Raw genomic sequence first — 13,810 nt, forward strand, 5'->3', positions numbered from 1 at the left:
GGTTCACACCTTCTCTGTGCGGCGGATGCGGATCCGGGCGGTTCTTCGTATGTGCGCGCGGAGCAGTGCGTGGATGCGGTACGGGCCCGGCGGGCCGTCCTCCAGCAGTCCGGCGTCGGCCAGCTGCTCCAGTACGGCCTCGGTCTCCGGCGCCGTCCCGCTCCCCGGTGCGACGTCCTCGGCCCCGAAGGTGTCGAGCGGACCCGCCCCGACCCGGAGGAACGCCTCGGACAGCCGGGGATCGAGCCGGCCCAGCGCCCGGTCGAACAGGCCGGTGACGGACAGGCCGGGGGAATCGGTCAGGGTGAGCCGGGCGAGCGGGTCCTCGCCCAGCCAGTCGACGGCGTGGCCGAGCCCCAGCCCCGGCCGGGTCAGCAGCCGGGCCGTCAGGATGCGCAGGGCCACGGGGAAGTGCCCGCACAGCGCGGCCAGCCGGTGGGCGGCCTGCGGCTCCGCCTCGACGCGTTCGGCACCGAGTGCGGCCAGCAGCAGGGCGTACGACTCCGCCTCCGTGAAGGCGGAGAGCCGGTGCACCCAGCCGCCGTGGGTGGCGATGAGCCCGGCCAGACCCATCCGGCTGGTGACGACGACGGCGATGTCGGGGCCGTCCGCCGGGAGCAGCAGCGGGCGCACCTGATCGGCGTCCACCACATCGTCGAGGACGAGCAGGGCGCGTTCGCCCGCGCGCCCGGAGCGCAGGGCCGCCGACACCTCGGCCGCGACCTCGGCGACGCGGCGCGGTTCGCCGTCCGGCCGGGTCATCGGCACGAGCAGCCGGCCGGCCGGAAAGGCGTCCCGCACGAGGTGGGCGACCCGGTGGGCGAGGGCCGACTTGCCGATGCCGGGTGCGCCCGACACCAGGACCGTGAGCGGCTGCCGGTCCTTCGCGCCGGGCTCGGCACCGGCGGTGAGCCGGGCGACCATCGCGGCCGTCTCGGCCTCGCGCCCGGTGAAGTTGGGCACGGTGGGCACCGGGCCGACGCCCGGGACGGGGACGGTCTCCCCTTCGATGACCCGGACGGCGGGAGCGGGCGGCAGCGGGGGCGCGGGCTCCCCGGTGCCCAGGTCCTCGCCGCGCAGGATCGCCATTTCCAGCTGCTGGAGGGCGGGCGACGGGTTCACTCCCAGTTCGTCCAGGAGGAAGCCCTTGACCCTGCGGTACTCGGCCAGGGCCTGGGACTGCCGCCCGGTCCGGTAGAGCGCCTCGATCAGCTGCTCGTGGAAGCGCTCGTGCCCCGGATATACGCGCGTAGCGGTCCACAGTTCGACCAGCGCCTCCCCGCAGCGCCCCAGGCCCAGCAGCAGATCGCAGACCCGCTCCACACTCCGCAGCCGCTCCTCCGCGAGCCGGGGCACCTCGTCCCGGTGCAGGACGTCGGAGCGCACGTTGGCGAGGAGGGAGCCCTGCCAGAGCGACAGCGCGTCCTTGAGCGTGTAGAGCTCGGCCTCCGGGTCGCCGGAGAGGGCCACGGACCGGCGGATCTGGTCGCGGAAACCGAGGAGGTCCAGGGAGTGCGGTGCGGCGGTGATCCGGTAGCCGCCGGGCACCGCCTCGATCGAGGTCTCGGTGACCCCGTGCTTGGTGAACAGCCGGCGCAGCCGCAGGACACAGGTCTGGAGCGCCGCCTTGGCGGTGGCGGGCTGCTCCTCGCCCCAGACGGCCCGTTGCAGGTACTCGGCGGACACCACGGAGTTGGCGTGCAGCAGGAGGGCGGCGAGCAGGATCGTGGGCTTCGAGGGCTGGAGTACGACGGTGTCGGGGCCGTCCGCGAGGGCCAGCGGCCCGAGGATCTGGAAGCGCATCACGGCCTCCCGCCCCTAGTCCCAGCCGTTGACCAGCTTGCACACCCGAACAGGCCCGGAGGGAAGGGGCAGTCGCCCGAGGAACTCCTCCACCTGCGTACAGAGCGTCCGGGCGGTGTGTTCGGGGAGGTGTTCCGGGGCGGTCGCCGATGCGGGGGCCGCCGACGCGGCACCGGCGGAGAGGGCGAGCGAGACGAGCGCGAGAGTGGTGACGGCGACGGCGCTGCGCACCGGACCGCGCGGCTGCTGCGAAAGCGAAGACATGGTCACGTTTCCCCTTCGGCGGTGGCGTCCTGCCGGGGGGTCCCGGCACGGATGAATATGCCAGCGGGGAGCGGAACGGGGCCTGGGCGGCGGTGACAGCTTGCTGCACGGGGCGCGGCAGCTTCGTGCAGGGGCGGCTGTGTGCGGCACGGCTTCGCGCGGGGCGGCTTCGTACAGGGTCAACCTCGTACAGGACGGCGGCCTCGTACAGGACGGCGGCCTCGCGCAGGACGGATGCGGGCCGGGCGCGATGGCGTACGGACGCGAACGGCCCCGGGGCGTTTGGAGGAACGCCCCGGGGCCAACACGGTCATTCTACGGTGACGGTCACCTTCGGCCGTCCTTCCGGAGCGACCGCCGCCATCAGCTCTCAGCCATCATCCGTCCGTGGCAATGGCGTTCAGGACGTTCATCCGGCCCGCCCTGAAGGCCGGGACGAGTGCGGCGAAGAGTCCGACGAACGCCGAGCCGACGAAGACGGTGAGGATGGTCGGCCACGGGATCTCCAGGACTCCCAGGCCCTCCAGCGCCAGCAGCTTCTGGGCGGAGGTGCCCCAGCCCATGCCCAGGCCGAGCCCGAGCAGGGCACCGAAGAGGGCGATGACCACGGACTCCAGGCGGATCATCCGGCGCAGCTGGCGGCGGGAGAGACCGATCGCCCGCATCAGGCCGATCTCCCGGGTCCGTTCGACCACGGACAGGGCGAGGGTGTTCACCACGCCGAGCACCGCCACGATGATCGCCAGGGCCAGCAGGCCGTACACGATGTTCAGCAGCTGGCCGATCTGGTCCTTCAGCTCCTGCTTGAAGTCGGTCTGGTTCTGCACCTTGTACTGCGGGTACGCGGCGAGCGAGGACTTGAGGGAGGTGTACGCCTCCTTCTCCTTGCCGTCCTGCGCCTTGGCGAACATGATCACGTTCTTGGGCATCCGGTCGGCGGGGACGTACCGTTCGGCGGTCGTGATGCTGGTGTACATCACGCCCGTGTCGACGCTCGTGTCGTCCGAGGTGATCGCGGCGACCTTCAGCTTCGCCGTGCGGCCCGCCTTGAACGCGACCGTGATCTCGTCGCCGACCTCGACACCGTGGCGCTCGGCGTAGCCGTCGCCGACCGACATGGCGTTCTTGCCGTAGGCGGCTGCCAGGTCGCCGGAGACCGTCTCGCGGCGCAGATCGTCCTTGTACGTCGGATCGGCGGCGACGATTCCCTCGTCCTCCGTGACGCCGTCGGGTGCGGTGATCTTCGCGCTGATGCTCTTGTATTCGGTGATGTGCTCGATGCCGGCGGCCGATTCCAGCGCCTTCGCTGCCTGGGGCACGATCAGCTGGCCGGTGGACGACTGGACGATGAAGTCCGCGCCGACCGACTTGTCGAGCTCGTCGGTGGCCGAGGCCACCATGGAGGAGCCGACGACCGAGAGGCAGGCCACCAGGGCCAGGCCGATCATCAGGGCCGCGCCGGTCGCTCCCGTACGCCGGGGGTTGCGCAGCGCGTTGCGCTCCGCCAGCCGCCCGACCGGGCCGAACAGCCGGAGCACGGCCACGCTGAGCACCCGCACCACCAGGCCGGCCAGCAGCGGGCCGATCACGATGAAGCCGATCAGGGTGAGGACCACGCCGAGGCCGAGGAGGAGCGATCCGTCGCTCGCCTTGTCGGCCTGCGTCGTCGCCCACAGGGCCGCTCCGCCGGAGCCGGTGAGGACCAGACCGATACCGGCCCTGATCCAGCCCGACTTCGCGTCGGCCGGGGTTCCGGCGTCGCGCAGTGCGGCCATCGGGGAGACCTTGCCCGCCCGGCGGGCCGGGATGTACGCGGCGAGGACGGTGACGACGATGCCCAGCACGAGCCCGATCGCCGGGGTCGTCCAGGCCAGGGTGAGGTCGTCGGTGGACAGCTCCATGCCGATGGAGCTCATCACCTTCATCAGTCCGACGGCGAGGCCGACTCCGGCGCCGACGCCGAGGACCGATCCGACGATGCCGAGGAGGACCGCCTCCACCAGCACGGACCGGTTGACCTGCTTGCGGCTGGAGCCGATGGCCCGCATCAGGCCGATCTCACGGGTGCGCTGGGCGACCAGCATGGAGAAGGTGTTGACGATCAGGAAGATGCCGACCAGGAGCGCGATTCCGGCGAAGCCGAGCATCGCGTACTTCATGACGTCGAGGAAGGACCCCATGGAGTCCTTGTTGGCGTCGGCGGCCTCCTGCTGGGTCTGGAGCTTGTACGCGGCCGGGTCGCCGAGCGCCGAGGCGACGTTCTTCTTCAACTGCGTGTCGCTGACGCCGGGTTCGGCCGTGATGGAGATGTGGGTGAAGGCACCGGGAGTGCCGAGCAGCTTGGTCTGGGCGGTCGCGGTGTCGAGGTAGACGATCGCGGCACCCGGGTTGGTCACCTTGAACGAGGCGATACCGCTGATCCGTGCCGTGAGGTCGCCGGTCACGGCGATCGTGCGCAGTTCGTCGCCGAGCTTGAGGTGGTGCTTCTCGGCGGTGTCGGCGTCGACCATCACCTCGGTGGGGCCGCGCGGGGCGTGGCCGGAGGTGATCTCCATGGAACGGAGGTCGTTCTGCGTCCAGTTGCCCGCGAGGGTCGGGGCGCCGCTCTCCGTTCCCATGTTCTTGTTGTGGCTGTCGACGACGGTGACCGACGCACTGGTGACGGCGCCCTCCGCCTTCTCCACCCCGTCGGCCTTCGCGGCCAGCTGGACGACGGAGGCGGGCAGCGACTCGGGCTTCCCGTTCTCCGGCATGTCGTCGCCGCCCTTCGACGACTTCGGGCTGACGGTGACATCGGCCGAGGTCGCCGCGAAGAGCTTGTCGAAGGTGGTGTTCATCGTGTCGGTGAAGACGAGCGTGCCGCACACGAACGCCACCGACAGCATGACCGCGACGGCGGACAGGGCCATCCGTCCCTTGTGCGCGAGGAAGTTGCGCATCGAGGTCTTCCAGACAGTCATGACGTCCGCCCGCGTGCGTCGAAGTGCTTCATCCGGTCCAGGACCTGGTCCGCCGTCGGGTTGTACATCTCGTCGACGATGGAGCCGTCGGCGAGGTAGAGGACCCGGTCCGCATAGGAGGCGGCCACCGGGTCGTGGGTGACCATGACGATGGTCTGGCCCAGATCGTCGACCGACCGGCGCAGGAAGGACAGCACCTCGGCACCGGCCCGCGAGTCCAGGTTCCCGGTGGGCTCGTCACCGAAGATGATCTCCGGCTGCGAGGCCAGGGCGCGGGCCACCGCGACGCGCTGCTGCTGACCGCCGGACAGCTCGGTCGGCCGGTGCTTCAGCCGCTCGGAGAGACCGACGGTCTCCACGACCTGCCGGAGCCACCCGGCGTCGGGCCGGCGGCCCGCGATGTCCATCGGCAGCGTGATGTTCTCGATCGCGTTGAGCGTCGGGAGCAGGTTGAACGCCTGGAAGATGAAGCCGATCCGGTCCCGTCTGAGCTGGGTGAGCTTCTTGTCCTTGAGCTTCGTGATCTCGGTCTCGTCGAGGAAGATCTCGCCGGAGGTCACGGTGTCGAGTCCGGCCAGGCAGTGCATCAGGGTCGACTTGCCGGAGCCGGACGGGCCCATGATCGCCGTGAACTGCCCGCGAGCGATGTCCACATCGACGTGGTCGAGCGCGACGACCCGGGTCTCCCCCGACCCGTACGCCTTGACGACCTGCCTCGCTCGCGCAGCGACGGCCGTACGCCCTCCAGTGCCCCCGTGCCTGGGAATGGTTACAGCCGTTGTCACGGTAAGTCTCCTATGTCGGTCAATGACTGGACGCGTTTGTGTACGTTCCGAGTCTTGGGTGAGGAGGGGGTCCGGCGCGCTGGTGCTCAGCGCAGTCTTTCGGTGGGGTTATCCCCACCCCGCCCCCGTTGCCGGCCGCATTCGCGACGTAGGAAAAGGCTAAGGAACGGCCACCGGCCGCCACGTCCTCCGCCGGGAGGAACGCTCCCTGGACAGAACTGAGGACCAACCCCTAGGGGTCTCCACCCCTCGGCGGAGACCGGCGTAAGGGGTCGCGAACCGGCCGTGCGCGGACCGGGCCGGCCGGGTCCCTCCCTACGTGGCCCTCCCGCCGGGCGGCGCGCGGTGAGACAGTGGCCCAGGAAATACATGCATAGGGAAGGAAAATCTGTGGGCGGCGCGGACGGCGACATCGAAGCGATACCCGGGCCGGCCGCGGCGACCTCCGCAGCCGGAGCCGCGCCACCCGGAACCGCGCCCGCCGGAGCCGCGCCACCCGGAGCCGCGCACCCCAGCCCGCCCGCGAACGTCACGAAGCCCACGGAAGCAACTGCCGTATCCACAGCCCCGGAAGCCACCGCCGCAACCCCGGCCCCGGAACCCGCAGCGGTCACCCCAGCCGCACCCGCCACCGCCACCACAGAGACCGGCCCCTCCCCCACCACCCCGCGCGGCCGTCGCCCCGTGGTGGCCGCTCTGATGCTCGGCATGGCGCTGTCCGCCATCGACGGCACCATCGTCTCCACCGCCGTCCCCCAGATCGTCGGCGATCTCGGCGGGTTCGCCGTCTTCTCGTGGCTCTTCTCCGGCTATCTGCTGGCCATGACCGTCACCCTGCCCGTGTACGGGAAGCTCTCCGACACCTTCGGCCGCAAGCCCGTCCTGGTCGCCGGGATCATCCTGTTCCTGGTCGGCTCGGTGCTCTGCGCCGCCGCGTGGAACATGGCCGCGCTGATCGCCTTCCGGGTCGTGCAGGGTCTCGGCGGCGGTGCGCTCCAGGGCACGGTGCAGACGATCGCCGCCGACCTCTACCCGCTCAAGGAACGCCCCAAGATCCAGGCCAAGCTGTCCACCGTCTGGGCCACTTCGGCCGTCGCGGGACCGGCGATCGGCGGGCTGCTGGCCGCGTACGCCGACTGGCGGTGGATCTTCCTGATCAATCTGCCGGTCGGCGCGATCGCCCTCTGGCTGGTCGTCCGCCACCTCCACGAACCGTCCCGTCCGCGCCCCGCCGTCCGCCCCCGGATCGACTGGGCCGGCGCGCTGGCGGTCTTCGCGACGGGCGTCCTCCTGCTCACCGCGCTGGTCCAAGGCGGCGTCGCCTGGCCCTGGCTCTCCGCCCCCTCGCTGGGCCTTTTCGGGGCCAGTGCCGTACTCGCCGCGCTGACCGTCGCCATCGAACGCAGGGCAGCCGATCCGATCATCCCGGGCTGGGTCTGGCGGCGGCGCACCATCGCCTCGGTCAATCTCGCCCTGGGCGCGATGGGGCTGCTGATGGTCGCGCCGACCGTCTTCCTCCCGACGTACGCCCAGTCCGTCCTGGGCCTCGGCCCGATCGCGGCCGGTTTCGTGCTCTCCGTGATGACGCTGAGCTGGCCGGTCTCGGCGGCGCTGTCCAACCGGGTCTACAACCGCATCGGCTTCCGGCTCACCGCGATCATCGGCATGAGCGCCGCCCTGCTGATCCTGCTGGCCTTCCCGCTGCTGCCCTACCCCGGTGCGGCCTGGCAGCCCGCCCTGATCATGCTGCTGCTCGGCGCGGCGCTCGGGCTGTTCCAACTGCCGCTGATCGTGGGCGTCCAGTCGACCGTCGGCTGGTCGGAGCGCGGTACGACCACGGCGTCCGTCCTCTTCTGCCGCCAGGTCGGCCAGAGCGTCGGCGCCGCGCTGTTCGGTGCCGTCGCCAACGGGGTGCTGGCCTCCCGGCTGACCGACGCCCCCGTCCCCGGGCTGCCGGGCGACCTGGACGCGATCTCGCACGCCCTGGACGACCCGGGTTCGCTCTCCGCCGCCGCGACGGACCATCTGCGCCGGGCGGTCGACGCCGCGGTCGACCATGTCTACCTCGGCGCCGCCGTGGCCGCCGGGCTCGCGCTGCTGGTGCTCGTCGTCCTCGCCCCGCGCCGCTTCCCGATCCTCGAAGAGGGGACGGAAAGCGTCCGTTAGGCGTCCAGGAATAGGACAACTCCGGTACCGCGGAGGGTATTTCCGTGTTACCCCTCCCCACCCGCCGTACCCATAAGTAATCTACGCGCATCGACCGGGCGCACCAGCGCCTCCGCTTCTGCCTTGCACACCCCCAGGTCCCCCAGCCATGCAAGGAAGGGAGCAGTACCCGATGCCGAACAACGACCCGCACCCTCCCCCCTACCAACCCGACTACCTTCTCGCCTGGCAGAGTTCGCCTCCGCAGGCCGCTCCGGCGCCGTATCCGCCGCTGGTCCCGCCCCGGTGGTCCGCCCCGTGCGAGGACGATTCCGCTCCCGCCCACGACCACCACGGCGATCTGCTCCGGCTGCGCGGCGCGTACCGCGTCCTGCGCCGGGCCGCCACTTTCACCGCGCTCGGCTATTTCACGTTGTTCCTGCTGCTTTCCGCCTACGCCCCCGATCTGATGGCCCGCCCCGTCGGCGGTGGCGGTCTCAACGTCGGCCTGCTGCTGGGTCTGTGCCAGCTCCCGGTCGCCGTACTCGCCATCACCGTGTACGAGCGGACAGCCGAGCGGACGGTGGACCCGCTCGCGGCCGACCTGCGCGACGGCGGCCGTACCTCTGCCCATCCGCGCCCCCACCGGCGCCCCCGTAGACACGACGACCGGGCGGGACGATGACCGGATTCGAAGACTCCGCGCAGACCATGTCCCTGGTGGCGTTCATCGCCGTGGCCACGGTCGCCCTGCTGCTCTGCGTGATGACCGTGCCGGACCGCGACGACCTCGACGCCTTCTACACGGGCTACCGCACGCTCTCCCCGCTGCGCAACGGCCTCGCCATCGCCGGCGACTACCTCTCGGCGGCCACCGTCCTCGGTGCCACCGGGCTCACCGCCCTCACCGGCCACGACGGACTCGTGGTCGCCCTGAGCACCGTCCTGTCCCTTCTCCTGCTGATGTTCCTGCTGGCCGAACCCCTGCGCAACGCGGGCCGGTTCACCATCGGCGACATGCTCACCCGCCGGGCCCCCGGCCGCGCCGTCCGCATCACGGCCTGCGCGGTCACGCTCGCCGCACTCGTGCCCCTGATGGTCGTCCAGCTCGCGGGCAGCGGCAATCTGCTCGCCTTCATGCTGGGCTTCGACAGCTCCGGATTCCGCACCGGATCCATCGTCGCGCTCGGCGTCATGATGATCGGCTACGCGGCGATCGGCGGCATGAAGGGCACCACCCTGATCCAGATCGTCAAGACGGTGGTGCTCCTCGGCGCCGCACTGCTCGTCTCCGTACTCGTGATGAACCGTTACGACTGGAGCCTGGGCGCCCTGCTCTCGGCCGCCCAGGCGGGCAGCGGAGCCGGGGCGGCCTACCTCCGCTCGGGGCTGCAGTTCCACGGCAGCGACCTGGACATGATCAGCTCCGAACTGACCCTGGTCCTCGGTGTCGCGTGTCTGCCGCACATCACCATGCGGATGACGAGCGTCGGCAGCGCCCGTGCGGTCCGCCGCTCGCTGTCCTGGGCGGTCTGCATCGTCGCCGCGATCTGTCTGCTGCTCACCCTCAGTGGCTTCGGCGCGGCGGCCCTCGTCGGCTACGAGGGCATCACCGCGGCCGGGGCGCAGGGCAACAGCGCGATCCTCCAGGTCAGCGGCGCGGTCGCGGGCGGCGGGGCGGCAGGGGCGCTGGTCGTCACGACCATGACGACGGCGATCTTCCTGACGCTGCTCGCCTCGGTCGCCGGAATGATCCTGGCCTGCGCGAACTCCCTCGCCCACGATCTGTTCGCCCATGGACTGCGCGAGCCGGGCAAGCCACCGCTGAAGCAGCGCACCGAGATGAGTACGGCACAGGCCGCCGCGGTCGGCATCGGCCTGCTCACCATCGCCCTCGCCGTCCTCGCCAGACACTGGAACCTCCAGTCCCTGGTGACGCTGTCCTTCTGCGTCGGCGCCTCCGCCCTGGCCCCGGCACTGATCTACAGCATGTTCTGGCGTCGCTTCACCCGGGTCGGCCTGCTCTGCACGCTCATCGGCGGCACGGTCAGCGTGCTGATCCTCTTCACGGGCACCAACCTGGTCTCCGGCTCGCCCGACGCGGTCTTCCCGGACGTCGCCTTCAACTGGTTCCCGTTCACCACGACCGGCCTCGTCTCGGTCCCGGCCGGATTCCTGGCGGGCTGGCTCGGTACCAGGTTCAGCCGCCGGGGAGTCGACGAGGAGCGCCGGCAGTACGAGGCCGTGGAGCCGCTGATCCTCGCGGGCGCCCCACCGGAGGGCGCGCTGACAGCGGACCGGTGAGACGGCCCACCACCGCCTCCACCGACCCGCCACCTCCTCATCCGCCGTACGGGCCCCGCCTCCCGTACGGCGGATGTCTCGCGTACGGCGGATTCCTCGCGGTCCCACCGGAGGCGCGCTCACAGGGGGCCGGTGAGCGGACCGGCCGCCGCCTCCGCCCATACGGTCTTCCCGAGCGGGTGACGGGGCACCGAGCCCCACCGGACGGCGAGGAAGTCGACCAGGAACAGTCCACGGCCCGATTCCTCCTCCGGCGCGGGAGCCACGGGGTCGCCGGGGGGGCCCGACCGGGCACGCGTCCGAGACCTCGATACGGAACAGGCGCGCCCGCACGTCGAGGGCAAGGCGCAGATGGAAGTGGCGGCCGGGCACCCGGCCGTGGGAGGCGGCGTTGGCGGCGAGTTCCCCGACGAGGAGGGCGACGGTGCACGACGCGTCCGACACCGGCGAGAACCCCCACTCCCCCACGGCCCGCACGGCCGCCAGCCGGGCCAGCCGGGCCCCACGGGGCGACGAGGTGAACTGCCGGGACAACACGTGCTGTTCGGGCCCGGGGGCTCCCACGTCCGCGCCGGGCGGAAGCCCGGCATGTTCCGTTCCCCGCTCCGGCCCCTCGCCCCGTGCGGTCACTGTCTTCTGCATGATGCGGCCCATCCCGGTCACTCGATCCTCCGCACGTCCCGCTGTGTGCGGGTTCCGTGACTTTCCGTACTCAAGGGTCGGCCGATGGACCTAGGCTCGAAAGGTGACGAAGCCTTACCTTCCAGGCCGTAAGAACGGAAGTGACGCCTTGGCCAAACCCATTGACCCCCAGTCCTCCATGGCCGCGCTCTTCGGTGCGCAGGTGCGCAGACTCCGCATCGCGGCCGGGCTGACGCAGGCCGAACTGGGCGAGATGACCCATGTGGTCAGCACCCGCATCACCCAGATCGAGCGCTCGTCCGGGGCGAGACCGACACTGGAGCTGGCGCGGGCGCTGGACGCCGCGCTGGTGGCGGACGGCCTGCTGATCGACCTGTGGCCCTATGTGCACCGCGAGGCGTTCCCGGATTGGTCGCGGGCGTTCATGGCGCACTCGGCGCGTGCGGTTTCGATCAAGCAGTACGCCGCACATGTGGTGCCGGGTCTGCTACAGACCCGGGCGTACGCGCGAGCGCTGCTGAGCGTAGGCCGCTCATTGAGGGACGAGGAGCACCTGGAGGAACGGCTCGGGGCGCGGATGGAGCGTCAGGAGCGCCTCGCCGCACCCGGCCGCCCCGACCTGTGGGTCGTGCTCGACGAGTCGGTTCTCCGGCGCCCCGTCGGTGGACAGGCCGTCATGCGGACCCAGTTGGCCCGGCTGCTGGAGCTGGCCGAAGAACCGCACATCACCGTGCAGGTGCTGCCGTTCGACCAGGGCGAGCACGATGCGATGGGCGGCTCCCTCACGGTTCTCGTGCTGCCGGACGGCACCGAAGCCGCGTACACGGAGGGCGCCCACTACGGTCAGCTGATCGAGGAACCGGAAGAGGTCGGGCGCTTCACGGTCACCTACGATCGGCTGCGGGCAGTGGCCCTGCCCCCGCTCATGTCGCTCGACATGATCCGATCCGTGAGGGAGGCCAACGACCGTGGAGCGAGCGTCCCGTCTCGATCTGACCGGCGCCGACTGGCGCAAGAGCAGCTACAGCAACCAGGAGGGCGGCGACTGCGTGGAGGTGGCGTGCGCGTATCCCGGCGTCGTCCCCGTCCGTGACAGCAAAGCCCCCGACCGACCGGCACTGACCTTCACGCTTGCGCCCTGGACCGCGTTCATAGGCAGCGTGAAGGCAGAACACCGCATCGACCCCGGCCGATAGCACCCCCACCCCGGCCGCGAGTCCCGGCCCACCGGGCCCCCGCACACCCGTACCCGGTGGGCCACGGACCTCCCCAAGCGCGTAATTCCGATCCGTGATGGAGGCCAACGACCGTGGAGCGAGCGTCCCGCCTCGATCTGACCGGCGCCGACTGGCGCAAGAGCAGCTACAGCAACCAGGAGGGCGGCAACTGCGTGGAGGTGGCGTGCGCGTACCCCGGCGTCGTCCCCGTCCGTGACAGCAAAGCCCCCGACCGACCGGCACTGACCTTCACGCTTGCGCCCTGGACCGCGTTCATAGGCAGCGTGAAAGCGGAACACCGCATCGACCCCGGCCGATAGCACCCCCACCCCGGCCGCGAGTCCCGACCCACCGGGCCCCCGCACACCCGCACCCGGTGGGCCACGGACCTCCCCAAAGAACCGGTGAAAAGAACTACCCCCCTCCCTCCCCTCCCAACTCGTCACCCACAAGGGTGACTTGTTTGCCTGGACAGGGAAAGGCCGGTTACGTTCAGCGAAACAACCTCACACACCAAGACGGCCCCCGCCGGGACGGCAATCCCGAACGAGGGCCTGACCAATCAGGAAGTCGAGACCTTCCCCATGGCTGATTCGCAGTCTAACGCGCGCCTTCGTTCCGGATCCGGAACTCGGACTTCCGGCGTGATCCACGTACGTACGCGCCTCACGGCCCACTTCACCGTGATGGCCAACTCCCTTGCACAACGCCCCGGAAGCGCCGTCACCGTCGGTGTCGCCGCGTACATCCTCTCCTTGCCGGACGGCGATCTGGTGAGCATCGAAGCGCTGTGCGCGCACTTCACCGAGGGCGAGATCCTGATCTCCCGCGCACTGCGGGAGCTGGAGGACGCCGGATATCTGGAACGGCGCCGTGTGCGCGGGTCCGGCGGCCTGATCGGCACCCGTACGTACTTCCACGACGTGCCCGAGCGAGGGGATGACCGGGCCGCCCCGCCGCGTCCGCGAAAGCCTGCGGTGCCGGAGCCCGAGCCGGTGCCGGTGCCGGTGCCGGAGACGAAACCGGTGCCGGACGACGTGGCCTTGCGAGATGCGCCGGAGGTGCGGGATGCGGCGCCGGAAGCTCCGGGAGTCCCGGATGCTCCGGAAGCGGATGCAGCTGCCGGGACCGACCCGGGCAGAGGCGCGGCTCCCGCTCCGGACGGACCAGTTGCTCCCCCTCCCCCGCTCGCGCTTCCTGATGCCGACCCGCACGCCGTCGCCATCCTGGCCTCACTGCGCATCGTCGATGCCCGGCTGGGTCTGTCCCGGCGCGAGGTGGCCGCCCTCGCCCCCGCCGTCGCCGACTGGCTCGCCCGGGGCATCGGCGCCGAGCAGATCACCGAGGCGCTCACCGTCGGGCTGCCCTCCCCGCTCCGGGCCCGCCCGGCCCGCATCCTGGCCTACCGGCTCGGCGAGACCCCCGTCGCCCTGCCCGCCGCAGCCGCCGTACCCCTCACCGGCGCCCCGCCGGACCTCCTGCCCTGGCAGACCTGCGACGGCGGGTGCGAGCGCGCCTTCCGGGCCGCCCGTCCCGGCAACTGCCTCGACTGCGACACCCCGGCCACGAGCGACGTGCCCGCCGTCGGCGACTCCATCAAGAGCGTGCGCGCCGCGCTGACCGACAGAGCCGACCGGGCGCACCGACGCGGCAGAGGCCGCAGGTCCAGCGCCGCCTGAGCGCGCTCGGC

12 protein-coding genes are annotated in these 13,810 nt (G+C 71.2%); 7 read left to right on the forward strand and 5 right to left on the reverse strand.

Features of this window, described 5'->3' with window-relative positions:
* Positions 1-3: 3 nt before the first annotated feature.
* The 4 genes from OG251_RS15635 to OG251_RS15650 all read right to left on the reverse strand — a co-directional run bounded on the left by OG251_RS15635 (position 4) and on the right by OG251_RS15650 (position 5,812).
* Complete coding sequence (locus OG251_RS15635; protein WP_326677757.1) at positions 4-1,803, reverse strand: AfsR/SARP family transcriptional regulator; 1,800 nt, start codon at positions 1,801-1,803, stop codon at positions 4-6.
* Between the two features lie 15 nt (positions 1,804-1,818).
* Positions 1,819-2,067 carry a hypothetical protein gene (locus OG251_RS15640; RefSeq protein ID WP_326677758.1) on the reverse strand — a complete coding sequence of 83 codons (249 nt, stop codon included), beginning with the start codon at positions 2,065-2,067 and terminating at the stop codon, positions 1,819-1,821.
* Between the two features lie 377 nt (positions 2,068-2,444).
* Entirely contained in the window at positions 2,445-5,027 is a 2,583-nt protein-coding gene (locus OG251_RS15645) for an ABC transporter permease (RefSeq protein WP_326677759.1), read from the reverse strand.
* Positions 5,024-5,812, reverse strand: a complete 789-nt coding sequence (locus OG251_RS15650; RefSeq protein WP_326677760.1) for an ABC transporter ATP-binding protein — start codon at positions 5,810-5,812, stop codon at positions 5,024-5,026. The genes OG251_RS15645 and OG251_RS15650 overlap by 4 nt, the downstream gene beginning before the upstream one ends.
* A gap of 699 nt (positions 5,813-6,511) precedes the next feature.
* On the opposite strand from OG251_RS15650, the gene OG251_RS15655 reads away from it, so the two are divergent.
* The 3 genes from OG251_RS15655 (at position 6,512) to OG251_RS15665 (ending at position 10,261) form a co-directional block, all read left to right on the forward strand.
* The gene (locus tag OG251_RS15655; RefSeq protein WP_326681276.1) at positions 6,512-7,978 is read left to right on the forward strand and encodes an MFS transporter; all 1,467 of its coding nucleotides are present in this window, start codon (positions 6,512-6,514) and stop codon (positions 7,976-7,978) included.
* 172 nt (positions 7,979-8,150) lie between these two features.
* The gene (locus OG251_RS15660; RefSeq protein ID WP_326677761.1) at positions 8,151-8,642 is read left to right on the forward strand and encodes a DUF485 domain-containing protein; all 492 of its coding nucleotides are present in this window, start codon (positions 8,151-8,153) and stop codon (positions 8,640-8,642) included.
* Positions 8,639-10,261 (forward strand): sodium/solute symporter, encoded by a 1,623-nt coding sequence (locus tag OG251_RS15665; protein WP_326677762.1) that lies wholly within the window; start codon positions 8,639-8,641, stop codon positions 10,259-10,261. The genes OG251_RS15660 and OG251_RS15665 overlap by 4 nt, the downstream gene beginning before the upstream one ends.
* A 119-nt stretch (positions 10,262-10,380) precedes the next feature.
* On the opposite strand, the gene OG251_RS44990 is transcribed toward OG251_RS15665, so the two are convergent.
* Entirely contained in the window at positions 10,381-10,527 is a 147-nt protein-coding gene (locus OG251_RS44990; protein WP_442818337.1) for a hypothetical protein, read from the reverse strand.
* Between the two features lie 554 nt (positions 10,528-11,081).
* Between OG251_RS44990 and OG251_RS15675 the strand changes: the two genes are divergently transcribed.
* From OG251_RS15675 to OG251_RS15690, 4 genes are all read left to right on the forward strand, one after another.
* A complete protein-coding gene (locus OG251_RS15675) occupies positions 11,082-11,996 on the forward strand; it encodes a helix-turn-helix domain-containing protein (protein ID WP_326681277.1) in 915 nt (304 codons plus the stop codon).
* Positions 11,959-12,099 (forward strand): DUF397 domain-containing protein, encoded by a 141-nt coding sequence (locus OG251_RS15680; RefSeq protein WP_326681278.1) that lies wholly within the window; start codon positions 11,959-11,961, stop codon positions 12,097-12,099. The genes OG251_RS15675 and OG251_RS15680 overlap by 38 nt, the downstream gene beginning before the upstream one ends.
* 113 nt (positions 12,100-12,212) lie before the next feature.
* Positions 12,213-12,440 carry a DUF397 domain-containing protein gene (locus tag OG251_RS15685; RefSeq protein ID WP_326677763.1) on the forward strand — a complete coding sequence of 76 codons (228 nt, stop codon included), beginning with the start codon at positions 12,213-12,215 and terminating at the stop codon, positions 12,438-12,440.
* A gap of 264 nt (positions 12,441-12,704) precedes the next feature.
* A complete protein-coding gene (locus tag OG251_RS15690; RefSeq protein ID WP_326677764.1) occupies positions 12,705-13,799 on the forward strand; it encodes a hypothetical protein in 1,095 nt (364 codons plus the stop codon).
* Positions 13,800-13,810 lie beyond the last annotated feature (11 nt).

The sequence above is a fragment of the Streptomyces sp. NBC_01237 genome, assembly GCF_035917275.1.
GTDB lineage: Bacteria > Actinomycetota > Actinomycetes > Streptomycetales > Streptomycetaceae > Streptomyces.